Annotated in this window: 24 protein-coding genes; 10 read left to right on the top strand and 14 right to left on the bottom strand. The window is 70.1% G+C overall.

The window, feature by feature from the left end:
- Window positions 1–158: 158 nt before the first annotated feature.
- The 4 genes from VLI41_RS02420 (at window position 159) to VLI41_RS02405 (ending at window position 4,146) form a co-directional block, all read left to right on the top strand.
- Window positions 159–1,166 (top strand): sensor histidine kinase, encoded by a 1,008-nt coding sequence (locus VLI41_RS02420; protein WP_325266462.1) that lies wholly within the window; start codon window positions 159–161, stop codon window positions 1,164–1,166.
- A gap of 100 nt (window positions 1,167–1,266) precedes the next feature.
- Window positions 1,267–2,079, top strand: coding sequence for a hypothetical protein (locus tag VLI41_RS02415; protein ID WP_325266461.1), 813 nt, complete (start codon window positions 1,267–1,269; stop codon window positions 2,077–2,079).
- Window positions 2,079–2,375, top strand: a complete 297-nt coding sequence (locus VLI41_RS02410; RefSeq protein ID WP_325266460.1) for a hypothetical protein — start codon at window positions 2,079–2,081, stop codon at window positions 2,373–2,375. Before VLI41_RS02415 ends, VLI41_RS02410 begins: the two co-directional genes overlap by 1 nt.
- Window positions 2,376–2,403: 28 nt before the next feature.
- On the top strand, window positions 2,404–4,146 hold the full coding sequence (locus tag VLI41_RS02405; RefSeq protein WP_325266459.1) for a PAS domain-containing protein: 1,743 nt from the start codon (window positions 2,404–2,406) through the stop codon (window positions 4,144–4,146).
- Window positions 4,147–4,192: 46 nt separating this feature from the next.
- Here VLI41_RS02405 and VLI41_RS02400 read toward each other — a convergent pair whose 3' ends face one another.
- Window positions 4,193–4,810 (bottom strand): glutathione S-transferase family protein, encoded by a 618-nt coding sequence (locus VLI41_RS02400; RefSeq protein ID WP_325266458.1) that lies wholly within the window; start codon window positions 4,808–4,810, stop codon window positions 4,193–4,195.
- Window positions 4,811–5,085: 275 nt separating this feature from the next.
- Between VLI41_RS02400 and VLI41_RS02395 the strand changes: the two genes are divergently transcribed.
- Window positions 5,086–7,284: a M3 family metallopeptidase gene (locus VLI41_RS02395; protein WP_325266457.1), complete on the top strand. Its 2,199-nt coding sequence runs from the start codon at window positions 5,086–5,088 to the stop codon at window positions 7,282–7,284.
- A gap of 130 nt (window positions 7,285–7,414) precedes the next feature.
- A complete protein-coding gene (locus tag VLI41_RS02390) occupies window positions 7,415–7,765 on the top strand; it encodes a hypothetical protein (RefSeq protein WP_325266456.1) in 351 nt (116 codons plus the stop codon).
- A 27-nt stretch (window positions 7,766–7,792) separates the two neighbouring features.
- Here VLI41_RS02390 and VLI41_RS02385 read toward each other — a convergent pair whose 3' ends face one another.
- The 9 genes from VLI41_RS02385 to VLI41_RS02345 form a co-directional block, all read right to left on the bottom strand.
- Window positions 7,793–8,998 carry a cytochrome P450 gene (locus tag VLI41_RS02385; RefSeq protein ID WP_325266455.1) on the bottom strand — a complete coding sequence of 402 codons (1,206 nt, stop codon included), beginning with the start codon at window positions 8,996–8,998 and terminating at the stop codon, window positions 7,793–7,795.
- Between the two features lie 113 nt (window positions 8,999–9,111).
- The gene (locus VLI41_RS02380; RefSeq protein ID WP_325266454.1) at window positions 9,112–9,990 is read right to left on the bottom strand and encodes an oxygenase MpaB family protein; all 879 of its coding nucleotides are present in this window, start codon (window positions 9,988–9,990) and stop codon (window positions 9,112–9,114) included.
- A 135-nt stretch (window positions 9,991–10,125) separates the two neighbouring features.
- On the bottom strand, window positions 10,126–10,317 hold the full coding sequence (locus tag VLI41_RS02375) for a hypothetical protein (RefSeq protein WP_325266453.1): 192 nt from the start codon (window positions 10,315–10,317) through the stop codon (window positions 10,126–10,128).
- An 8-nt stretch (window positions 10,318–10,325) separates the two neighbouring features.
- Window positions 10,326–10,517, bottom strand: coding sequence for a hypothetical protein (locus tag VLI41_RS02370; protein WP_325266452.1), 192 nt, complete (start codon window positions 10,515–10,517; stop codon window positions 10,326–10,328).
- Window positions 10,518–10,754: 237 nt separating this feature from the next.
- Window positions 10,755–11,750: a nitronate monooxygenase gene (locus VLI41_RS02365; protein WP_325266451.1), complete on the bottom strand. Its 996-nt coding sequence runs from the start codon at window positions 11,748–11,750 to the stop codon at window positions 10,755–10,757.
- A 7-nt stretch (window positions 11,751–11,757) separates the two neighbouring features.
- The gene (locus tag VLI41_RS02360) at window positions 11,758–12,534 is read right to left on the bottom strand and encodes an alpha/beta fold hydrolase (protein WP_325266450.1); all 777 of its coding nucleotides are present in this window, start codon (window positions 12,532–12,534) and stop codon (window positions 11,758–11,760) included.
- 60 nt (window positions 12,535–12,594) lie between these two features.
- Window positions 12,595–13,026 carry a response regulator gene (locus tag VLI41_RS02355; RefSeq protein WP_325266449.1) on the bottom strand — a complete coding sequence of 144 codons (432 nt, stop codon included), beginning with the start codon at window positions 13,024–13,026 and terminating at the stop codon, window positions 12,595–12,597.
- Window positions 13,027–13,203: 177 nt separating this feature from the next.
- Window positions 13,204–13,443: a hypothetical protein gene (locus VLI41_RS02350; protein ID WP_325266448.1), complete on the bottom strand. Its 240-nt coding sequence runs from the start codon at window positions 13,441–13,443 to the stop codon at window positions 13,204–13,206.
- A gap of 16 nt (window positions 13,444–13,459) precedes the next feature.
- Window positions 13,460–13,747 (bottom strand): hypothetical protein, encoded by a 288-nt coding sequence (locus tag VLI41_RS02345; RefSeq protein WP_325266447.1) that lies wholly within the window; start codon window positions 13,745–13,747, stop codon window positions 13,460–13,462.
- A 143-nt stretch (window positions 13,748–13,890) separates the two neighbouring features.
- Here VLI41_RS02345 and VLI41_RS02340 point away from each other — a divergent pair, with 143 nt between their 5' ends.
- The gene (locus VLI41_RS02340) at window positions 13,891–16,257 is read left to right on the top strand and encodes a PAS domain S-box protein (protein WP_325266446.1); all 2,367 of its coding nucleotides are present in this window, start codon (window positions 13,891–13,893) and stop codon (window positions 16,255–16,257) included.
- Between the two features lie 143 nt (window positions 16,258–16,400).
- Window positions 16,401–16,589 carry a hypothetical protein gene (locus VLI41_RS02335; protein ID WP_325266445.1) on the top strand — a complete coding sequence of 63 codons (189 nt, stop codon included), beginning with the start codon at window positions 16,401–16,403 and terminating at the stop codon, window positions 16,587–16,589.
- 24 nt (window positions 16,590–16,613) lie between these two features.
- On the opposite strand, the gene VLI41_RS02330 is transcribed toward VLI41_RS02335, so the two are convergent.
- The 3 genes from VLI41_RS02330 to VLI41_RS02320 are packed head-to-tail and all read right to left on the bottom strand — an operon-like array spanning window position 16,614 to window position 18,703.
- Entirely contained in the window at window positions 16,614–17,030 is a 417-nt protein-coding gene (locus VLI41_RS02330) for an NUDIX hydrolase (RefSeq protein ID WP_325266444.1), read from the bottom strand.
- 1 nt (window position 17,031) lies between these two features.
- Window positions 17,032–18,048, bottom strand: a complete 1,017-nt coding sequence (locus VLI41_RS02325) for an inorganic phosphate transporter (protein ID WP_325266443.1) — start codon at window positions 18,046–18,048, stop codon at window positions 17,032–17,034.
- Between the two features lie 10 nt (window positions 18,049–18,058).
- Complete coding sequence (locus VLI41_RS02320; RefSeq protein WP_325266442.1) at window positions 18,059–18,703, bottom strand: DUF47 domain-containing protein; 645 nt, start codon at window positions 18,701–18,703, stop codon at window positions 18,059–18,061.
- A 220-nt stretch (window positions 18,704–18,923) separates the two neighbouring features.
- Between VLI41_RS02320 and VLI41_RS02315 the strand changes: the two genes are divergently transcribed.
- Window positions 18,924–19,829, top strand: coding sequence for a sugar kinase (locus VLI41_RS02315; RefSeq protein ID WP_325266441.1), 906 nt, complete (start codon window positions 18,924–18,926; stop codon window positions 19,827–19,829).
- Between the two features lie 156 nt (window positions 19,830–19,985).
- Here the strand turns inward: VLI41_RS02315 and radC are convergent, their stop codons facing one another.
- Window positions 19,986–20,735, bottom strand: a complete 750-nt coding sequence (gene radC, locus VLI41_RS02310; protein ID WP_325266440.1) for a RadC family protein — start codon at window positions 20,733–20,735, stop codon at window positions 19,986–19,988.
- Window positions 20,736–20,944: 209 nt separating this feature from the next.
- On the opposite strand from radC, the gene VLI41_RS02305 reads away from it, so the two are divergent.
- The gene (locus VLI41_RS02305; protein ID WP_325266439.1) at window positions 20,945–21,319 is read left to right on the top strand and encodes a hypothetical protein; all 375 of its coding nucleotides are present in this window, start codon (window positions 20,945–20,947) and stop codon (window positions 21,317–21,319) included.
- The last annotated feature ends 11 nt before the right edge of the window (window positions 21,320–21,330 follow it).

Raw genomic sequence — 21,330 nt, 5'->3', positions numbered from 1 at the left:
TGCAGACTGTGGGGGGAATCGCGCCGCGGCAAGCGCCGGTTGCATTGCGCGGCGGCCGGGCGGGCGGACCCACGGAAAGACTCGCGCGCCGCTCCGTTTGGGGTCTTAATTGCGCTCGAGGCTGACCGATGGCGCGGGCTCTGAGCCGATCCAGGAACGTGAACGGGTACGCACCTGAAGGGCGCTACGAGGCGCTGTTCAACAACATGTCCGAAGGCTTCGTGCTCTGCGAGGCCGTGCGCGACGAGGCGGGGCGTCTCGTCGACTACATCGTGCGCGACGCCAACCCGGCGTTCCGAAGGCGCGCGCCGGGCGGGGCTGCGATGATCGGCCGCCGGCAGACGGAGATCCGGCCCGGCGTCAGCGCGGCGTGGTTCGCCGCCTGCGCGCGCGCCCTGGCGGGCGAGGCCGTGCGCTTCGAGTTCCGCGACCGGCTCTCCGGCCGCTGGTACGACGTGCACATGTCGCGGATCTCCGATGTCGAGTTCGGGCAGTTCTTCGTCGACGTCAGCGAACGCAAGGCCGCCGAGCGCCGCCAGGCTGAACTGTTCGAGGAGCTGAACCACCGGGTGAAGAACAACCTCGCCGTGGTCTCCTCGATCCTCGAGCTGCAGGCCCGCGCGAGTTCCGACGAGGTCAGGGCGCACCTCTCCAAGGCGGTCGACCGCATCCGCTCGATCGCCGATCTCCATGCGGCGCTCTACCAGCAGAAGAGCTCCGAGGATGTGGCGCTCTGCCCCTACCTGGAAGACCTCGGCCGCAGGCTGGCCGCCTCGCTGTTCGAAGACGATCAGGCGAGGATCTCCGTGCGCTGCGAGGCGATCCGGCTGCCGGTGAAGGAGGCCGTGAGCCTGGGGCTGATCGTCAACGAGCTCGTCACCAACGCCGCCAAGCACGCCTTGGCCGGTCGCGCGGAGGGGCACGTGGAGGTGACCGCGAGCCGCGCGGGCGGCGACATCAGACTGGTGGTCAGCGACGACGGCCCGGGCATTGCGCCCGAGCAGACAGAGCTGGGCGCCGGCCTGGGGCTGCGCGCGGTGCGCTCGCTTGCCGAAGGCCTCGGCGGCCGGGTGCGGGTCCTCGACGGCCCCGGTGGCCGGATCGAGGTGAGCGCGCCGGCCAAGGCGACCGCCGCCAACGACGCGCGCCAGCAGGCCCTGCTCTGAGCCCGCGGGGATCGCGCTCGCATCTAGGCGTCCACCTGCGACGGGCGTAGGTTTGTAAACAGCGGCGCCCGCGGACGCCGGCAGCAGGGAGATGGCGGAGATGGCGAGCGAGACCCTGGTCAGGACCGAGACGCTGGCGGGCGCCTGGGTGAAGCCGCGCAACCGATGGCAGGGCGCGCCCAACTCGATCCATTCGGACGCCGTGGCCAAGAAGATCGGCATGCGCGGGGGCACGATCCCCGGCACCGTGCACCTCTCGCACTTCGCGCCGCTGATGAACGAGCTGTGGGGCGAGCGCTGGCTCACGCAGGGCTCGATCTCGATGTTCTACACCTTCGCCACTCTGGACGGCGAGGAGGTGCGCGCGGTGGTCGAGCGGCCGCCGCCCGGCGCGGGCGACGACGTGCAGCTGAAGGCCTGGGTCGAGACGCCGGAGGGCCGTACGGTCTGCACCGGAACGGTCGCGGCGGGCCGCCCCGAGGGGGTCGGCTATGTCCGGGGGCTGGAGCTGGTCGACGCCGGGCCCGGCGAGATCCGCATCCTGGACAACATGAGCCCCGGCCTCGAGCTGCTCGACAAGCCGGACTACGTGGTCAAGGAAGGCGCCGATCCCGACGGCGTGGTGCGCGATCCGCAGATGATGTACCGCGCGCTGCAGCCCTATACGCCCGGCGTGACGGTGACCGATGCGGTCGGCTTCTTCGGCGCGACGGAGGTCTGCCTGCGGGCCGGGCCGATCCGCTCGGACATCGCCTACCGCAAGACGGCGCGGGTGGTCTGCGTCGGGGCGAGCCCCAAGACCGAGTTCGCCTGGTTCGATTCCGAGCTTCGCGACGAGACGGGGACACTGATCGCCGAGATGCGGCACATGACCCGCTGGATGAAGGTCTCTTCGCCGAAGTGGACCAGCTGATGGCAGGGCCAATCAAGGACGAAGAGCGCGAGGCGCGCGAGCTTCGCGCCTTCGAGCACGGTTCGTCAGGCGCCACGGCCGACTTCGCCGTCGAGGGCCGACCGAGGCGCGAGGACGCCGCCATCGAGGCGCCCTATGCGCGCCCGGCCGAGCCGCTGGCCGACGGGGAATGCCCCGACCAGCTGGCGGAGAAGCGCGCCCTGGCGGAGGACGACCTCGAGGCCCGTATCGACGAGGCGAGCGAAGAGAGCTTCCCTGCGTCGGATCCGCCGAGCTTCATGGCGCGGCCCACGTAAAACAGGCGATGTGGCGTTGAGCGTGACAATGGCCGGGGACGCGTCGTTCGGGACGGCGCTTGTTGAGGAGGCCGGGTCGGGCGGTCTTGCACGCCGGCGCGAGGAGATCCTGGACGGCGTCGCGGAGGGCGTCTTCAGCCTGGATGGCCAGTGGCGCTTTACAGACTGCAATCGCGCCGCCGAGGCTCACGCCGGGATCCGGAGCGAGGAGGTGCTTGGCAAGATCTACTGGGAGGTCGCCCGCGCCGCCGCCGACAGCACGCTGGGGTCTCTGCTTCGCGAGGTGATGGCGACCCGCAGGCCGGCCGAGGCCGATGCGCCCTCGGCGATGAAGCCGGGCGCGGTGCTCGCGGTCCGCGCCTTCCCGATCTCCGACGGCATCTGCGTCACCTTCCGCGACGTGACCGAGGCGCGCGCGGCGGCTCGGCGCGAGCGCGAGCAGGCCGAGCGCCTGGAGCTGGTGCTGGCCGCCTCGGGGCTCGGCGACTGGAGCTGGGATGCGGCGAGCGACCTCATGACCCTTTCGCCCAAGGCGGCCGCGGTTCACGGCCTGCCGCCCGGGACGACGCTGCCCTGGGCCAGGATCCAGGAGAGCCTGCATCCTGACGACCGGCCGCGGGTGCTGGAGGCGGTGGCCAAGGCGATCGCCCAGAGAACCTCCTGCGAGGTGGAGTACCGCATCCGCCGCGCCGGCGACGGCGCGGAGGTGTGGGTCATGGCCCGCGCCCACGGGCTCTACGCGCCGGACGGCCGGCCCACCGGCATGCTGGGCGTGATCGGCGACGTCTCGGCCGGCAAGGCGCAGGAGCTGATGGCCCGCGAGAGCGAGGCGCGCTTCCGGATCATGGCCGACTGCACGCCCGCGCCGGCGTGGGTCACCAGCGCCGCGGGGCCGATCGAGTTCGTGAACCAGGCCATGGCCGAGTGGGTGGGTCGTCCGCGGGAAGAGCTGATGGGCGACGCCTGGCTTTCCCTGCTGCATCCGGAGGATCTGCCGAAGATCGTCGAGGCGCGCGCGGCGGCCCGCCGGGACCTCGCACCCTACATCTATGAAGCCCGCTTCCGGCGCGCCGACGGGGTCTGGCGGACGATGCAGGTCTCCTCGAAGCCGCGGTTCGACGATGCCGGCGCATTCCAGGGCTATGTGGGCCTGGCGATGGACGTCACCGACACCCGGGCGGCGCAAACGCGGCAGAGACTTCTCATCAACGAGCTGAACCATCGCGTGAAGAACACGCTGGCCACGGTCCAGTCGATCGCCCACCAGACGCTGCGCGAAGCGGTTGCGGGCCGCGAGGCGCGCGAACGGCTGACCGAGCGGCTTCTCGCGCTTTCGGCGGCGCACAACGTGCTCACCCGCGAGAACTGGGAGAGCGCGGACCTGGCGGAGATCGCCGCCGAGGCGATCCGGCCCTATGACGAGGTGAAGGCGCGGCGGATCACGCTCGAGGGGCCGCAGGCGCGGATCGCGCCCGGCGCGGCGCTCGCGCTCTCCATGGCCCTGCACGAGCTCGCCACCAACGCCCTGAAGTATGGCGCGCTCTCCAAGGCCGCGGGCCGGGTGGCGATCCGCTGGGGCAGGACGGGCGAAACCATCGCCCTTGAGTGGCGGGAGACGGGCGGTCCGAAGGTCGTCGCCCCGGCGCGCAAGGGATTCGGCTCGCGTCTGCTGGGCCAGGGCCTGGCGGCCGAGCTGGGGGCCAGGGCCGAGCTGCTGTTCGAGCCCGAGGGCCTGATCTGCCGCATCCGGGCCCCGGCCGCCGCTCCTTAAATGGTGGGCGTGGGCTCGTCTCCCGCAGCGGGACGGCGAGGCGGCTCTACCTGGCCCCTGCCTCCCAGGCCTTGAACTCCGGGCTGTCGAGGAGCCGCCCGGCATACTCGCCACAGCCGCCGGCGTCGCCTAAGTCGGAGAGCTTGACGCCGTAGGTCCGGAAGCGCGTCGCCACCGGCGTATAGAACGCGTCGGCGATCGACCATTCGCCGCAGAGGAACGGGCCGCCAAAGCGGGCCAGCAGCTCGCTCCACAGGCTGACGATCCGGCGCACGTCGGTGTGCGTCGCTGCGGAGAGCTCGACTGCGCGGGGTTCGGCCGTGAGATCCATCGGGCACTCGCCGCGCAGCGAAGCGAAGCCGGAATGCATCTCCGCGGCGGCGGCGCGCGCCTGGGCGCGGGCGGCGGTGTCCTTGGGCCAGAGGCCGGGGTGCGACTCGGCGAGATATTCGCAGATGGCCAGAGAGTCCCAGACCACGATATCCCCGTCCTTCAGGACCGGCACCAGGCCGGACGGCGAATGGGCGCCGATCGCCTCGGCGGTCTCCTCGTCGCGGCGCAGCTCGATCAGGGTCTCCTGGAACGGCGCGCCCGTGTGCTTCAGCGCCAGCCACGGCCGCATGGACCATGTGGACCATTTCTTGGTGCCGACCACGAGCTCCATGACGACCTCCGCTTGCACAAGGCTCCGGCACTTAAGTCGCCGAGCGGCCGCGAGGAACCCCCGGCCGGCGCGCCGGAACAAAAAAGCTGCGTCGGCGGCGTCTCGAAAGGGTGAGCGAGTTCCAACCCCGCCACGACCTCCGCCCGGACGAAAATTGCGTAGCGCTGCGGGAATCGGCACGAAAACGCCCGATCGGCCTTCCCCAACGGCTGCCGCATGCGTTAGCGATGCGCGACGGCGGCGTCGTGGGTCGCCGCCGGTTTCGAGGATAGCCGATGCCGAGATGTCGTACGCTGTTCCTAGGCTGCGTCGCCGTGGCGCTCACCGCAGCCGGCGCCCAGGCCGCCCCGCATCATCCCGTTCGCCACGCCCAGGGAGACAAGACGATGAGCGGCCCCGGCGCGATCTTCGCCCACGAAAGCCCGCTGTTCCTGCACGCGCCGCCGTTCGACAAGATCCATGACGCCGACTTCCTGCCGGCCATCGAGGAGGGCATGCGCCAGGAGAAGGCGGAGATCGCCAGGATCGCCGACAACCCGGCGCCGCCGAGCTTCGAGAACACCATCGTGGCGATGGAACGCTCGGGCCGCATGCTCGATCGGGTGACCCGCGTCTTCTCCGCGCTCACCGGGGCCGACACCAACGACACCCTGGAAAGGATCGACGCCGAGACCTCCCCGCAGCTCGCCGCCCACCACGATGCGATCTACCTCAACCCCAAGCTGTTCGCGCGCGTGAAGTCGGTCTACGACCGCCGGGCGAGCCTGCAGCTTTCGCCAGAGGCCCGGCAGCTCGTCAAGGTGACCTACGAGCAGTTCGTCCGCTCGGGCGCCCAGCTCTCGCCGGCCGACCAGACGCAGCTGAAGCAGATCAACGAGAAGCTCTCCAGCCTCTCCACCTCGTTCCAGCAGAAGCTGCTCGCCGCAGCCAAAGCGGGCGCGCTGGTGGTCGACGACCGCGCCAAGCTCAGGGGGCTGTCGGACCAGCAGGTCGCCGCCGCCGAACAGGCCGCGAAGACACGCGGCCTGGCGGGCAAGTGGGTGATCCCGTTGCAGAACACCACCCAGCAGCCGCTGCTGCAGGACCTCGCCGATCGGGACGTGCGGGAGCGGTTGTTCAACGCCGGCTGGACACGGGCCGAGAAGGGCGACGCCAATGACACGCGCGAGCTGATCGCCACCATGGCCGTGCTGCGCGCGCAGAAGGCCAAGCTGCTCGGCTATCCGAACTACGCAGCCTATGTGCTGTCGAACCAGATGGCCGAAACTCCCGAGGCGGTGCAGCGCTTCATCGGCCAGCTCGCCCCGGCCTCCCGCGCGCGCTCGGCGGCGGAGGCCGCCGACATCCAGAAGGCGATCGAGGCGGGCGGCGAGCATTTCCAGCTCCAGCCATGGGACTGGGAGCGCTACGCCGAGCGGGTGAGGAAGGCGCGCTACGACCTCTCAGACGACGAGCTGAAGCCCTATTTCGAGCTGAAGCGGGTGCTGGTGGACGGCGTCTTCTATGCAGCCAACCAGCTCTATGGGCTGACCTTCAAGGAACGGAAGGACATCCCGGTCTGGAACCCCGAGATGATGGTCTTCGAGGTGCACGACAAGGACGGCTCGCTCCTCGGCCTGATGTACTTCGATTACTTCAAGCGCGACAACAAGTCCGGCGGCGCCTGGATGAGCAATCTGGTCGGCCAGTCGAAGCTCCTGGGCACGAAGCCGGTGATCTACAACGTCGCCAACTTCACGCACCCCGGCCCGGGGCAGCCGGCGCTGATCACCTTCGACGACGTCACCACCATGTTCCACGAGTTCGGCCACGCCCTGCACGGGTTCTTCGCGACGCAGGAATACCCGTCGCTCTCGGGCACCCGCGTGGCCCGCGATTTCGTGGAGTTCCCCTCGCAGTTCAACGAGAACTGGGCGCTCGATCCGAAGATCCTGAAGCACTACGCGGTGCACTACCAGACCAGCCAGCCGATCCCGCAGGCGCTGGTCGACAAGATCAAGGCCGCGTCGAAGTTCAACCAGGGCTACGCCATGGGCGAGCTGATCGCCGCGGCCGAGCTCGACATGCAGTGGCACATGCAGCCGGCCAGCGCGCCGAAGCGGGACGTCGACGCCTTCGAGGCCCAGGCCCTGAAGGCGGGGCATGTGGACTTCCCGAACGTGCCGCCGCGCTACCGCTCGAGCTACTTCCTGCACATCTGGGCCAACAGCTACGCGGCCGGCTACTACGCCTACCTCTGGACGCAGATGCTGGCCGACGACAGCTTCGCCTGGTTCGAGCAGCACGGCGGCCTGACCCGCGAGAACGGGCAGCGCTTCCGCGACCTGATCCTGTCGAAGGGCCACACGGAGGACTACGGGCCCATGTTCCGCGCCTTCTACGGCAAGGATCCGGACATCGGGCCGATGCTGGTCCACCGCGGGCTTGCGGGCGCCGACAGCGCGGTGACCCCCGCCAAGACCGAGGCCAGGTGAGGGAAGGCGGCGCGCGCCTTCCTGCGTTCACGGGAATGTGAGAACGCCGGTATGTGAATTTACAAGGTCACATCGTTGTGAAGCTGGCCGCCCTCGGGCTGGGCGGCGGCAGCACCGAAAAGGAGCCGTTATGCAAGCGCGAACGATTCTGGCCATCAGCACGTCTCTGGCCCTGCTGGGCGGTCCCGCCCTCGCCTCCGACCACCTGTTCACCGCCGTCGGGGCGGGCGGACTGACGACCTCGAGCCAGCCGTTCCAGAACGGGACCACCAATCCGGGGCGGCCGGGCACGCTCGTCCCCGGGCAGGGCAGTCCGCTCTCCGGCGAGGACCACACCACGCCCGCGGTGGAGACAGGCAGCCTGCTCACCCACCACTTCACGCAGCCGAACCTCAACGCCAATCCGGGCAACGGCACGCTGAGGACGCCCCTGCCGGTGACGCGCGGCCAGATGGCGCCATCGGCCCATAGTCCGCACTGAGCGGAGCGAGTGGCGGCCGGCTTCCGGCTAGGCCGCCACCTTCGCCCGGGCCTCGAACCTGAGCGGCATCGCCTTCGGCCCGGAGATAAAGTTGGAGGGCAGCCACTCGGGCTCGCCTGCGAGCTGGAAGTCGGTCATGCGCGTCAGCACCTCGCGCAGCATGGCGTCGATCTCGATCCGGGCGATGTGCTGACCGAGGCAGCCGTGCGCCCCCACGCCGAAGGCGTTATGCTCGTTGGGGGCGCGCGAAAGGTCGAGCGTCTCGGGGCGGTCGAACTTCGCCGGATCGCGGTTCGCCGAGCCGAAGTACATGACCACCTTGTCGCCTTGCCGGATCGGCTTGCCGGCGAGCTCGGCGTCCTTCCTGGCCGTGCGGCGCATGTAGATCACCGGCGTCGTCCAGCGCAGCAGCTCTTCGCGCGCGCTCGGCAGGCGGCCGTCGAGGTCGGCCATCAGCCACCGGAACTGATCCGGATGCTCCATCAGGGCCAGGAGCCCGCCGGAGAGCAGGTTGCGGGTGGTGTCGCCGCCGGCGTCCACCAGCAAGAGGAAGAACAGCAGGAACTCGGTGTCGGTGAGCCGCCGGCCGTCGACCTCGGCGGCGAGCAGCTTGGAGGCGAGGTCCTCGCCCGGCCGCGCGCGCTTTTCGGCGATCACGCCCGAGCCGTACTCGAACATCTTCATCACCGCCTGGCCGCCCGCGCCGGGAGCCTGCGCCTCGGGCGCGGTGTGGATGATCTCGGTCAGCTTGTAGAGCTCGCGCCCGTCGGCGAGCGGCAGGCCCATCAACTCGGCGATGACGAAGGACGGCATCTCGCCGGCCACATCGGCGACGAAATCGCATTCGCCGCGATCGATCACGGCTTCGACGATCTGCCGCGCCAGAGCCTGGATGCGGCTTTCCCGCAGGTGCGCGGCGGGCTGGGTGAACTCCGAGCGGATCAGCTTTCGGAACGCCGTGTGCTCCGGCGGGTCCATCATCAGCATCATCTTGGCGCCGCCGAAGCCCTGCTGTTCGGTGAGCGGGTCGCGGATCATGATCGTGGGTTCGGAGGAATAGGTCTGGAAGTCGCGGTCGACGCTCCAGACATCGGCGTAGCGGGTGACCGCCCAGAAGCCCGGCCCGTCCGGCTCGTCGTGCCAGTGGACCGGGTCGTGCTCGCGAAGCCAGCGGAACTGCTCGTGCGGCTGGCCGCCCACGAAGCGCTCCGGGGAAAGCAGGTCGATGTGCATGGAGCCCTCCGTCGGGTCGGAGCCATCAGGCCGCATTTCCCGCACGGCAGGCAAGCGCCGTCGCAAGGTGACCCGCGGACGAGCCCCGGGGGCGCCTCAGCCCGCGCTCGGGGTCACGCCCGCTGCGCTCCCAGCTCGGCGGCGCGGCGGCGGGCGCGCGCCTCGGCGCTGTTGGTCAGCGCCCAGCGGAACACCCGGCCGATGCCCTTGACCCCGAGCCGGACCGCCGGCCGGCCGGCCGGCGGCGCCCGGAAGCCGTGCAGGCGCTGCGCCCAGTCGGGCAGCAGGTCTCGGGCGGCCTCGAACATCAGGGCCAGGAACGGCGCGGCCGCGGGGCTCGGCGCGCGCTGGGAGATGAGCGCGCGGGCCACCTCGCGGGTGCGGTGGTCGTACCGAAGCTGCGGCCGGATCGCGCGCAGATAGGCCTGCACGGCCGCCCGGCTCTTCGGCACGTCCGTGGCGCCGAGCTTCTCGGCGACGATCGCGACCTCGGCGTAGTAGCGGTCCTGCTCGGCGGGCGGGAAGGCCGGGTCCTTGTAGCGCAGATACGCGGCCAGGAAGCACGAGACCTCCGCGACGTGGACCCAGGTGAGCAGGTCCGGATCGTTGGCGGAATAGGCGGTTCCATCCGGCAGCACGCCTGCGACGCGATCGTGGATCTGGCCGACGTGGGCGATCAGGGCCTCGGCCTCGGCGGTCGAGCCGTAGGTGGTGCCGGCGATGAAGCGGGCCGTGCGGCGCAGGCGCCCCGACATGTCCTGCCGGAAGTTCGAGTGGTCCCAGACGCCCGCCAGCGCGCCGGGATGCAGCATCTGCAGGAACAGGGCGGCGATGCCGCCCACCATCATGCTGGTGAAATCGCCATGCACCTTCCAGCAGGCGGAGCCTGGGCCGAAGAGGCCAAAATCGGTCCGCACCCGCTCGCGGCCGGGGTTGCCCGCGCCCACGAGTTGACGAATCTGGCCGGCGATGGCTTGGCGGAGGTCGGGCATCGGTCTCGCCGCAAGGCTGCAGCCTAAGATAGGCCCTCGCAAGCCCGCGCGAAGGGCCGCTGCAGGCGGGCTTTGGCGCCCGTTCGAGATCAGGCGCGCCGGATCGCTTCGGCTCCACTGCAGCCGCGCAGGCCTTTAAGGGGCTGCGGCCACGGCGAAGTTGTGCGCGACGAGCGGCAGCACGATCCAGACCTCGAGCATGGCGAGGGCGTAGAGCCCCGCCAGGAACCGCTGGCCGGCGCGAAAATTGCGCACGACGCCGGCCGTCAGAGGACCCGAGATCGGCCCGAGCAGAATGTAGGGAATGAGCCCCCGGAAGCGCTTCACCGCCCCGCTCACGTGGCGTGTCTGCGGATGAGCGTTTTCATCCATTGGCGCTGCTGGGCGAAACGAACCTCCCGCCGGGCCGCGATCTCCGCCGACCAGAGGTGCCGTAGCGCCCGCGCCTGGCCCTCCGGCGAGGCCCCGAAGCGATCGCCGGCGGATTCCGCTTCCCGGCGCAGGTCCTCGAACTCCCAGTAACTCATCGGCGACGCCCCTCCCTGAACGTGACTGAAGTATTATACAATATTTATGTTGTGAATTCCTGCCGACGCGCCTTCTATACTGACCAAATCCGAGTCCGGCGTGTGAAGCAAGACTTGTATTTCATCTGACGCCATTCGGTTTCGGAGGTTCCCGGCGTGCCGAGCAACAGCGGCGCCCGAGGGCGCTTACGGGCGGCCCGCGATCGACCTGCACCGAGCCTGCCGAACGGCCAGTGGCTAGAGCTGCAGCTCGCGCTGTAGCGAGGTCAGCACCGCGCGGGCTTCGCCCGCGATCTCGCGGACGATCTCCGCGGCCGGCTGCTCGCGCCTCAGCTGGGCGACCCCCTGGCCCGACCATAGCGACAGCGCCTCGATGTCGCCGGAGGTTTCGCGGCCGGGCGTGGTGGCGGCGTAGCGCGGCGCCTCGCCGAAGCCGCCCTTGGCGACGGGCTCGCCCTCGCCCGGACGTGCGCCCGGCGCCGGGCGTCCGGCGGCCTCCCAGGCCTCGTAGGTGGAGTTGCGCAGCACGCGGTGCGGCGCATCCGGCCAGCCGCCGTCGAACAGCCGGGTGTGCACCGTCGCGGTCTCGGCGGCCTCGATGAGCCGGCGGCGATATTCCGGGTGGATGGCGGCCTCCGGCGCGGTGAGGAAGCGGGTGCCGATCCAGACCCCGGCGGCGCCGAGCGCCAGGGCGGCGAGGAGACCGCGTCCGTCGCTGATCCCGCCGGCCGCGACCACCGGCATCGGCGCGACTTCGTCGACGACGGCGCGGACCAGCGGCAGGGTGGCGACCTCGCCCAGCACGTGGCCGCCCGCCTCCCAGCCCTGGGCGACCACCGCGTCGACGCCTGCGTCGGCCGCGCGCCGCGCCTGGGCGGCGCTGGCCACCGTGAGCAGCGACTTGGCGCCCGCCGCGCGGACCGCCGGCAGGTGCAGCTCCGGATCGCCCCAGAAGAAGGAGATGACCGGAACGCCTTCTTCCAGGCAGACCTTCAGCCGCTGTTCCTGCGGGAAGGCAAGCACCAGGTTGACGGCGAAGGGCCGCTCGGTCAGCGCGCGGGTGGCGCGGATCACGGCGCGCACGGCCTCGGGGGGATGCCAGGAGAGCGCCAGGGTCCCCAGGCCGCCGGCGTTGCTGACGGCGGCCGCGAGTTCGGGCGTCGTCGCGCCGCCCATCGGCGCCTGGACGATCGGCAGCTCGATGCCGAGCAGGCTGCAGAGCGCGGTTTTCATGCGGCCCTCAGGCGGGCTCGGCGAGATGCGCGCCTTGCAGGAACTCCGTCAGCGCTTCGTTGAAAGACTCGGGATTGTCGATGTTGGCCGCATGGCCGGCGTTGGGGATCGTCACCCGCGTCGCCCCGGGGATCTTGGCGGCCATGTAGTCGGAAGCGGCCAGGAACGGCGCGTCGTTCTCGCCGACGATGACGATGGCGGGAACCTGGATTTCCGGCAGGCTCTCGATGACCCGGGAATCGCGCTGGGTGAGCATGCCGCGCGCCGCCTTGGCGAGGCCCGTGGCGTCGCGATGGCTGGAGGCGCGCACCTCGGCCGAGGCGCGGGAGAGGTCGCCCAGGCCCTCGGTCTCGTAGCGCTCGGCCCGGCGGACGGCGTTGTCGTTCCAGCCCGCCCGCGCCTGGTCGTTCTTGTAGCCCGGGCCGGTGTCGATGATCAGCAGGGCGCGCGTGCGGTCCGGATGCGCCCGGTGGAAGGCCAGGCTCATGTAGCCGCCGAGCGACAGGCCGCCGATCACCGCGCGCCGGGCGCCGACCTGGTCGAGCAGCGCCGCCATATCGGCGACGGTGGCGTCTTCGGAGTACTGCGACGGATCGGCTGGATAGTCGCTCTGGCCGTGGCCGCGCATGTCCCAGGTGATGACCGTGAAGTGCGGGGCGAGCGCGTCGATCTGGCCCTTCCACATCTGTGAGGTGGCCGAGAAGCCGTGGGTCAGGAGCAGCGCAGGACCTTCGCCGTGCACCTCGTAATAGAGCGAAACGCCGTCACGGCTGAGCTTCGACATCACCGATCCTCCCTGGCCTCAGGCGGGCCTTGGGAGGCAGAATGCCGCAGGCGAGCGGGTTCAGCTAGCCCGGCGAAGCCGAAGCATGGGCTGGGCGACGCCCGCCGCGCGGGTCACCGCTGCGATCAGGCCCTGCACCATCACCGGCTTGGGCACGAAGCCCGAGAAGCCGAGCGCCAGGTATTCGGCGGGCTCGCGCGACAGGATGTCGGCGGTGAGCGCGATCACCGGGGTGTCCCGCTCGGGACCGAGCGAGCTGCGGATGCGCTTGAGCACCTCGATGCCGCTCATCTCGGGCATGTGAATGTCCATCAGGACCACGTCGAAGGCCTGCTTGCCCATCTGCTCCAGGGCTTCGGGTCCGCTTAGCGCCTTGACCGCATGATGACCGAACGCGGTGAGGATCTCCTCCACGACGCGCAGGTTGACGGGGTCGTCGTCGACATGGAGGACGGTCAGCGCCCGTTCCGGCTTGGCGTTCAACTCAGACACGAGAAAGCTACTCCAGCCCGTGGCGGTCAGCGGGATTGGCGACGCCACATCCTTGAAGAGCCTACTCTGGCGCCAACTCGCTAAGGTAAGGCTGACAGACGTGGCTAACCGCCGTTAACGGATGCCGGGACCCCTTGAGCGACCACGCAGAGCCGTCGGGTTCAGGGTTAAGCGGGCTCAGCCGCTCTCCGCGAGGATCTGCCGGCCGCGGCGCAACAGCACGCGCCGGCCGAGATGCTCGCTTTGCGCCGCCACGAAGATGGCGCGCGCCAGGCCGATGCTCGCGGCGCGGCCGATCACCCGCTCGGGCGCATACCGCGGCAAATCCCAGAGTTCCACCGTGTAGGGCAGCCGCGTCGCGGCCGCGACCGCAGGGCCCAGGGAAACCACCTTCGGCTCGTCGCCCTCTTCGATCATTCGCCACCCGGTCCGGCTAGTGGGCCTTGCCGGTCCACCGGCTGATCACGGCGGACCTGTGGCGCAGGGTGATGGCGCGGCCCGGGTATTCGCGGGTGGCCGCATAATAGGCGGCATAGCCGATCGCCGGGCTGACGCTGACCGCCACCACCTGCTCGACGTACCCTCCCGCCTCGTCCCAGACCTCGACCTTGTAGGGGAGATCGTCGCCTTCCTGGGGGAACTCGCCATACGGCGAAGGCGTTTTCGGATCTTCATCGGAAGGTTCGTCGGGGGGACGAAGCTCGTGGGCGGCCAGGAACATGCGCTCTCCCTCGCACGGAGCCCTGGAAGTTTCCCCAGCGGCCGGACGGAAGTCAATTCTCGTCACCATCGTTGTGAGAGATTTCCGCGTCCGCTAAATAGGTTAGGGGACGTCATCTGGCGCGCGGTTTCCGGTCGGACTTCATGAGCGATCCCCCCAGCCACGATCGCACCCTTCACTATCTCGTCGAGGCGGTCACCGACTACGCCATCTACATGATGGACCCCGAGGGTCGGGTGATCACCTGGAACTCCGGCGCCGAGCGGCTGAAGGGCTACAGCCGTGAGGAGATCGAAGGCCAGGCCTTCGCCCGCTTCTTCACGCTCGAGGACCGGCGCAACGGGCTGCCGGAGCAGATCCTGGCGCGGGCGGCGAAGGAGGGCCGCGCCGAGAGCGAGGGCTGGCGGGTGCGCAAGGACGGCAGCCGGTTCTGGTCGCAAGCCACCGTGCACGCCGTTCGCGGCGAGGATGGCCAGCTGATCGGCTTCGCCAAGGTGACCCGCGACATGACCCCTCAGCGGGAGGCGCAGGTCGCGCTCAGCGAAAGCGAGGAGCGCTTCCGCCTGCTCGTCGAGGGGGTCATCGACTACGCGATCTATCTGCTCGACGTGAACGGCACCATCACCAACTGGAACAAGGGCGCCGAGCGGATCAAGGGCTACAAGGCCGACGAGATCATCGGCCGGCACTTCAGCATCTTCTACCCGCCGGAGGATCGCCAGGCCGGGATGCCTGGCCGCACGCTCGCCACCGCGCTGAAGGAAGGGCGCTTCGAGGCGGAGGGCTGGCGGATGCGCCGGGACGGCACCCGCTTCTGGGCCAGCGTGGTGGTCGACCCGATCTACAATGACGAGGGCCGCCATATCGGCTTCGCCAAGATCACTCGCGACATCAGCGAGCGCAAGGCGGCCGAAGAGGCGCTGATCGAAAGCGAAAGCCAGTTCCGGCTGCTGATCTCCAGCGTCATGGACTACGCGCTGTTCATGCTCGATCCGAACGGCATCGTGACGAACTGGAACGCCGGCGCGCAGCGCATCAGCGGCTACACGGCCGACGAGATCGTGGGCCAGCACATCTCTCGATTCTACACCGACGCCGACCGCGCCGCGGGCGTGCCGATGAAGGCGCTGCAGACCGCCGCCGAGCAGGGGCGCTACGAGGCGGAGGGATGGCAGGTGCGCAAGAATGGCTCGCTGATCTGGGCGAGCGCCGTGCTGGACGCGGTCAGGAACGAGCAGGGCGAGATCGTCGGCTTCGCCAAGATCACGCGCGACATCACCGAGAAGCGCAACGCCCAGCTGGAGCTGCAGCGCGCCCACGACCAGCTCGCCCAGGCCCAGAAGATGGAAGCGCTCGGCCAGCTCACCGGCGGCGTGGCGCACGACTTCAACAATCTTCTGATGGTGGTGAGCGGTCAGGCCCAGCTGCTGCGCAAGGGCCTCGAGGGAGATGCTCGCGCGCTGCGCGCGCTGGACGCCATCGAAGCCTCCGCGCGGCGGGGCGAGGACCTGACCCGTCATCTGCTGTCCTTCGCGAGACGCCAGCGGCTGCAGCCTGCGCCTCTGTCGCTGCAGGAGCGGTTGCCCGGGCTGAAGGATCTGCTCTCCGCGAGCCTGCCGGCCGATGTGCAGCTGATCGTCGATGTCCCGAAGACGTTGTGGCCGGTTCAGGTGGACGCCAGCGAGTTCGAGCTGGCGCTGCTCAACCTGGCCGTCAACGCGCGCGACGCCATGCCTTCGGGCGGCGTGCTCTCGATCACCGCGGAAAACACCGCCGAGCCCGAGCAGGCCGCCGGGGGAGAGGCGGAGGGGCAGTTGGTGGCGCTGACCGTGAGCGACACGGGCGTCGGCATTCCGCCCGATATCCTGCCGCGCATCTTCGATCCCTTCTTCACCACCAAGGAGGTGAGCAAGGGCACCGGGCTCGGGCTGTCGCAGGTCTACGGCTTCGCCCAGCAGTCGGGCGGGCGGGTGACGGTGGACAGCGAGCTTGGCCGCGGCGCCAGCTTCACCCTCTACCTGCCACGGGCGGACCGGCAGCCCCGCTCCGAGACCGCCGAGAGCGCCTCCGATGTGGCGCCCAGCGCCGAGGTCCTCGTCGTCGAAGACAATCCCGAGGTGGCGGAGGTCGCCGCCGGCATGCTCGAGCAGCTCGGCCATCGCGTGCGCGTGGTGACCAGCGCGGCGGCGGCGATGGAGGCCGTGAACCAGGATCCGCGCCCCGATCTGGTGTTCAGCGACATCGTGATGGCGGGCGAGATGGATGGCGTGGCGCTCGCCAGGCGACTGACCAGCGAGGCGCCGCAGATTCCGGTCCTGCTCGCCACCGGCTACAGCCAGGCGGCGGAACGGATCGGCGACGAGTTCGCGATCCTGCGCAAGCCCTACAAGCTGGCCGAGCTCGGCCGGGCGGTGGGCTCCCTGCTCAACGCCGCGCAGACGGGCGACAATCTCGTGCCGCTGGATCGGGCGAGGCGGGCCCGCGCGGCGCGCCAGGACAAGGCGGGCTGAGGGGGCGTCCTCACGCGCCTTTGATCGCCTCGAGGATCGGCGTGCGCCAAAGGGCGGAACAACCTGGAGCGGCATGAATTCTTGGCGCCAGGCGTCGGGGCGGACGGCTCCGGCGCCCCCGCTGGCCTCAGGAGGGAATCGCCATGGGGACGTATTGGGTTGGAGCCTTGCAGGCGGCCGAGGCGGCCGAGGATGCCGCCAGGCGGCTGAGGGAACGCTACGGACGCGAAGCGGAGGCGCACGTCTCGGAAGCCGAGCGCGAACTGGCGGACGCGCCGAGGTTCCCCCGCGCCAGCCCCGAGGACGTCCGGCGCGCCCTGCGCTGGACCTGAACGGGGATCCGCGCGGCGGACCGCTCAGGGCGCAAAGGCCGCGATCAACGCCTTCAGCTCAGGCTCATCCACCAGACCGGCCGCCTCGCCCGGCGCGATCCACAGCTTCTCCCGCTGATCGACTTCGGGCCAGGTTTCGCGCTCCTCGACCACCTGCAGCGCGTAGACCTCCACCTCCACCGGCTGGAGTTCGCCGGATTTCAGCCGCTTGCCATAGCCGTAGGCCCCGAGCGGCGCCGCGGCGATGGCGCCGACGATTCCGGCTTCCTCCAGGGCCTCGCGGGCCGCCGAGACGGGGGCGGGCTCCCCGCTCTTCGGCCAGCCCTTGGGGATCACCCAGCGGCGAGTTTCGCGCGAGGTGATCAGCAGCACCTCCACCGCGCCCGCTTCGGAGCGGCGCCACGGCAGGGCGGCGACCTGAGCATCGCGGGCTCGCGGCATCTCAGCCCGTCCAGCGGTCGGCCAGGCGTGCGAGGCCGTAGAACGCCGCGGCGATCAACGCCGACGCCGGCATGGTGAGGATCCAGGCCCAGACGATGCCGCCGGCCACGTTCCACCGCACGGCCGAGACGCGGCGCGCGGCGCCCACGCCGACGATGGCGCCGGTGATGGTGTGGGTGGTGGAGACCGGCACGCCGAGATAGGTCGCGGCGAACAGGGTGATGGCCCCGCCGGTCTCGGCGCAGAAGCCCTGCTGCGGCGAGAGCCGGGTGATCTTGGAACCCATGGTGTGAACGATGCGCCAGCCGCCGGCCAGGGTGCCCAGCGCCATCGCCGCTTGGCAGGCGAGCACGACCCACAGCGGCACGTGGAAGGTCCCGCCGCCTTCGCCGTGGGCGTACAGCAGCACCGCGATGATCCCCATGGTCTTCTGGGCGTCGTTGCCGCCGTGGCTGAGCGAGAGGAAGGAGGCGGAGACGAACTGCAAGCGGCGGAAGATCGCGTCGGCGAAGGCGGGCCTCGCCCTGACGAATATCCAGGAGACCGCGAGCACCAGCGCCAGCGCGAGCGCGAACCCCATCAACGGCGAGGCGACGATGCCCACGATCGTCTTGCTCACGCCGTCGAACACGATGGTTTTCGGCCCCGCCTTGGCGATGCCCGCCCCCAGCAATCCGCCGATCAGCGCATGCGAGGACGACGAGGGGATGCCGCCCAGCCAGGTGACGATGTTCCAGGTGATCGCCCCGCCGAGGGCGCCGAAGATCACCGCGTCGGAGATGATCTTGGGATCGACGATCCCTTTGCCCACGGTGTTGGCGACATGCAGCCCGAACACCAGGAAGGCCACGAAGTTGAAGAACGCGGCCCAGAACACGGCGTAGCGGGCCGGCAGCACGCGCGTGGAGACGATGGTGGCGATCGAGTTCGCCGCATCGTGCAGCCCGTTCAGGAAGTCGAACAGGAGGGCCACGGCGATCAGGGCGATCAGCAGCAGGCCCGACCCGGTCAGGTCCATGCGCTGCCCTTCAGAGGTGCTCGATCAGCACGCCGCTGATCCGGTTGGCGACGTCCTCGAAGCGGTCGACCACCTTCTCGAGGTGATCGTAGATCTCCGAGCCCACGATGTAGGCCATCGGATCCTTCTTGGCGGGCCCGCGGTAGAGCGCGGCCAGTCCATCGTCGTAGAGCTTGTCGGATTCGTCCTCGAGCCGGGTGACCTCCTCGGCCAGGCGGTTCAGCTCGCCGGCGTTGTCGCGCATCGACCTGAGCAGAGGCACGGCCTGCGCCGTCAGCTCGGCGCACTGGACGATCAGGTCACCGAGCTTGACCATGTCGGGATGGAACTGCCGCTGCTCGAACAGGATCACGGCCTTGGCCGTCTTGTGCATCTGGTCGATGGCGTCGTCCATCGCGGTGATCAGGTCGATGATGTCGCTGCGGTCGAACGGGGTGATGAAAGTCCGACGCACGGCCAGCAGGGTCTCGCGGGTGATGTCGTCGGCCTCGTGCTCATGGCGGGCGATTTCGGCGCAGCGCTCCGGGACCCCGTCTCCTCCGTCGAGCATCGCGCGCAGTGCGCCTGCGCCCGCGCAAAGCGTCTTGGCGTGGGACTCGAACAGGTCGAAGAACCGCCCCTCCTTCGGCATGAGGGCCTGGAACCAGTTGAGCATGGCGACTCGGTCCGATCGCGCGATCCGGTGAGGGCGAGGCGTAGGGCGGGCGGCGGCGGCTGTAAACCGGCATTGCGGCCAGCCTGCCACGGGGACCGCAAATGGATGGAATGGCCAAGCTTGGACGTTGGAGCCGATGAGAAGACGGAGCCAGGGATCGCCCGGGACCGGCCCCGAGCGACCGGATGGGGCGCGCCGCCGAGGCCGGGGGGCTTCCAAGATGACGCGAGCCGTGGCGATCGGCGAATGCATGGTGGAGCTCAATCTGAGCGGCGCCCGGCAGGCGGCCATAGGCTTCGCGGGCGACACCTTCAATACCGCAGTCTACCTGAGCCGGCTGGGCGTGCCGGTGAGCTATGCGACGGCCCTGGGGGCTGAGGATCCGTTCAGCGCGGCGATCCTGCGGCTGATGGCGGAGGAGGGGATCGACGCCTCCCTGGTGGCGCGGGCGCCGGGCCGGTTGCCGGGCCTCTACGCCATCTCCCGCGACGCCGCGGGCGAGCGGCGGTTCCACTACTGGCGCAGCCAGGCGCCGGTGCGAGACGTCTTTCGCCTGTCGGACGAGGCGGGCCTCGCCCCGGCCCTGCTGCGGGCGCTGCGGCAGGCGAACCTGGTCTATCTCTCCGGCGTGAGCCTGGCGGTGGTGGGCGAGGCCGGTCGCGCCAAGCTGCTCGCGCTCCTGGCCGCGGCGACGCACGCGGGCGCGGCGGTGGCCCTGGACGTCAACTATCGGCCGCGGCTGTGGCCGTCGGCGGAGGTCGCGCGCGCGGCGCTGAGCCGGGCCGCCGCGTTCGCGCGCTTCGTGTCGCTGAGCGAGGAGGACGACGCCGAGCTCGGCGGCTGGCGTGCGCCCGAGACCGCCGAGGTCGTCGAACGGTTCGCCGACCGTACGGTCCGCGTCCGCTCAGAGGATGGGGTGCTGGACATCCGGCCCACGGCCAATCCGCCGGCCGCGGTGGACACCACCGGGGCCGGCGACGCCTTCAACGCGGCCTATCTGGCCGCCCGGATCCGCGGGGAGACGGCGACCTACGCCGTCGCGGCGGCCCGCAAGCTCGCCGAAGCGGTGATCGCGCACGAAGGGGCCATCATCCCCCGCTCGGCCATGCCTGCACCGGCGAGTTGAGGCGGACCGGCCCAACCGCTGGAGAGAGAGGGGCTCATGTCGTCGGGCCGGTCCATTCGCAGCGCGGATGGGGGCGCCCGGCTGCGAACCGCAACCAACCGGTCGACGCCCAGACGGGTTCCGGACCTTAGCGAATGATCCGCGATGCCGGATGGCTCACAGCAGGCCCAGCGCCTTGAAGCTCGCCACGCCGTCGCGGCCGGCCACCAGATGGTCGTGGATGGCGATGCGGAGGGCTTTCAGCGCCTCGGCGACCTGGCGGGTCATGTCGACGTCCGCCGCCGAGGGCGTGGGATCGCCTGAGGGATGGTTGTGCACCAGGATCACGGCGCTGGCGGAAAGCTCGAGCGCCCGGCGCGCCACCTCGCGCGGATAGACCGGGGCGTGGTCGACCGTGCCGCGGTTCATCACCTCGTCGGCGATCAGCTGGTTCTTCTTGTCCAGGAACAGCACCCGGAACTGCTCGCGCGCCTCATGCGCCAGGGCCTGCTTCACGTAGGCGAGGAGCGCCGACCAGGAGGAGATCACCGGGCGCTTCGAGGCCGCCGCCCTGGCCGCCCGGAGCGCCGCCTCCTGGACGAGCTTGAGCTCCAGCGCCGCGGCCTCGCCGATGCCGCTGACCGTCTTCAGCTCCTCCGCGCTCGCGCCGAGCACGGCCGCCAGCGAGCCGAACCGCGCGAGAAGCGCCTTGGCGAGCGGCTTCACATCGCCGCGCGGGATCGCCCTGAACAGCAGCAGCTCCAGGACCTCGTAGTCCGGCAGCGCGGGAAGCCCGCCCGCCAGCGCCCGCTCGCGCAGCCGGTCGCGATGACCCAGGTAGTGGGCCGCGCGCTTCGGGGCAGGGCTGGCGCCGGCCCACAGCTCGGGCTGGCCGGCGGCGTCCTCGACGGCGAGACGATGGGTCATGGGCGGACAATGTTCCCCATGCGTTCTGTCGTGTCCAGTTCAAAATCCGCGGCTTCGCCGGGCTGCGAGGCTCGGTGGGCCGATCCGCCGCGCCCGCCGACGGCTGTCGAAATTAACGCCAGTTTACAATGTAATGTCCGACAAAATTAAGCGAAATGCGCGACCCCTCGCGAACCCTCACCCGCCAAGGAGAATGGCGAATGCCCTGGATGGAGGTGACGCGCTGGGTGGGATTCCTGATCATCCTCGCCGGCGCCGGCCTGACCTTTCACCTGATGGCTCGACGCCTGAGGGCGATGCGGAACCGCGCGCCGGGAACCCCGCTCCGCCGGCTCGAAAGCAGCGCCGAGATCGCCAGTCAGGCCGTGCTGTTCGGCGGCGGGACGCTGATGAACTTCGCCAGTTTCGCCGAGAATGTCAGCGCCGGAACCTTGCCGAACCACCTGTGGCTCACGCTATACGGCAACGCGGCGATGCTGGTGCTGCTCGGTCTGCACCTCGGCCGGCTGTTCATGCGCTGGCAGTTGAAGCACCTCGGCGGCGTGCTCGACACCGCGAGCGGCGCCTTCATGGCGCGCGCGTGAATTCGCGCGCC

Origin of the sequence: Phenylobacterium sp. (assembly GCF_035475775.1) — a bacterium.
Lineage (GTDB): Bacteria > Pseudomonadota > Alphaproteobacteria > Caulobacterales > Caulobacteraceae > Phenylobacterium.
This window is presented reverse-complemented; position numbering and strand designations above follow the sequence as displayed.

Excerpts from the sequence above, each read along its gene's own strand:
- VLI41_RS02305 (WP_325266439.1), top strand. The coding sequence starts at position 20,945 with ATGGAGGTGACGCGCTGGGTGGGATTCCTGATCATCCTCGCCGGCGCC.
- VLI41_RS02410 (WP_325266460.1), top strand. The coding sequence starts at position 2,079 with ATGGCAGGGCCAATCAAGGACGAAGAGCGCGAGGCGCGCGAGCTTCGC.
- VLI41_RS02385 (WP_325266455.1), bottom strand. The coding sequence starts at position 8,998 with ATGCACATCGACCTGCTTTCCCCGGAGCGCTTCGTGGGCGGCCAGCCG.
- VLI41_RS02330 (WP_325266444.1), bottom strand. The coding sequence starts at position 17,030 with ATGCCGCGAGCCCGCGATGCTCAGGTCGCCGCCCTGCCGTGGCGCCGC.
- VLI41_RS02345 (WP_325266447.1), bottom strand. The coding sequence starts at position 13,747 with ATGTTCCTGGCCGCCCACGAGCTTCGTCCCCCCGACGAACCTTCCGAT.
- VLI41_RS02320 (WP_325266442.1), bottom strand. The coding sequence starts at position 18,703 with ATGCTCAACTGGTTCCAGGCCCTCATGCCGAAGGAGGGGCGGTTCTTC.
- VLI41_RS02415 (WP_325266461.1), top strand. The coding sequence starts at position 1,267 with ATGGCGAGCGAGACCCTGGTCAGGACCGAGACGCTGGCGGGCGCCTGG.
- VLI41_RS02350 (WP_325266448.1), bottom strand. The coding sequence starts at position 13,443 with ATGATCGAAGAGGGCGACGAGCCGAAGGTGGTTTCCCTGGGCCCTGCG.
- VLI41_RS02390 (WP_325266456.1), top strand. The coding sequence starts at position 7,415 with ATGCAAGCGCGAACGATTCTGGCCATCAGCACGTCTCTGGCCCTGCTG.
- VLI41_RS02405 (WP_325266459.1), top strand. The coding sequence starts at position 2,404 with ATGGCCGGGGACGCGTCGTTCGGGACGGCGCTTGTTGAGGAGGCCGGG.
- VLI41_RS02340 (WP_325266446.1), top strand. The coding sequence starts at position 13,891 with ATGAGCGATCCCCCCAGCCACGATCGCACCCTTCACTATCTCGTCGAG.
- VLI41_RS02315 (WP_325266441.1), top strand. The coding sequence starts at position 18,924 with ATGACGCGAGCCGTGGCGATCGGCGAATGCATGGTGGAGCTCAATCTG.
- VLI41_RS02380 (WP_325266454.1), bottom strand. The coding sequence starts at position 9,990 with ATGCCCGACCTCCGCCAAGCCATCGCCGGCCAGATTCGTCAACTCGTG.
- VLI41_RS02395 (WP_325266457.1), top strand. The coding sequence starts at position 5,086 with ATGCCGAGATGTCGTACGCTGTTCCTAGGCTGCGTCGCCGTGGCGCTC.
- VLI41_RS02325 (WP_325266443.1), bottom strand. The coding sequence starts at position 18,048 with ATGGACCTGACCGGGTCGGGCCTGCTGCTGATCGCCCTGATCGCCGTG.
- VLI41_RS02370 (WP_325266452.1), bottom strand. The coding sequence starts at position 10,517 with ATGAGTTACTGGGAGTTCGAGGACCTGCGCCGGGAAGCGGAATCCGCC.
- VLI41_RS02365 (WP_325266451.1), bottom strand. The coding sequence starts at position 11,750 with ATGAAAACCGCGCTCTGCAGCCTGCTCGGCATCGAGCTGCCGATCGTC.
- radC (WP_325266440.1), bottom strand. The coding sequence starts at position 20,735 with ATGACCCATCGTCTCGCCGTCGAGGACGCCGCCGGCCAGCCCGAGCTG.
- VLI41_RS02400 (WP_325266458.1), bottom strand. The coding sequence starts at position 4,810 with ATGGAGCTCGTGGTCGGCACCAAGAAATGGTCCACATGGTCCATGCGG.
- VLI41_RS02360 (WP_325266450.1), bottom strand. The coding sequence starts at position 12,534 with ATGTCGAAGCTCAGCCGTGACGGCGTTTCGCTCTATTACGAGGTGCAC.
- VLI41_RS02335 (WP_325266445.1), top strand. The coding sequence starts at position 16,401 with ATGGGGACGTATTGGGTTGGAGCCTTGCAGGCGGCCGAGGCGGCCGAG.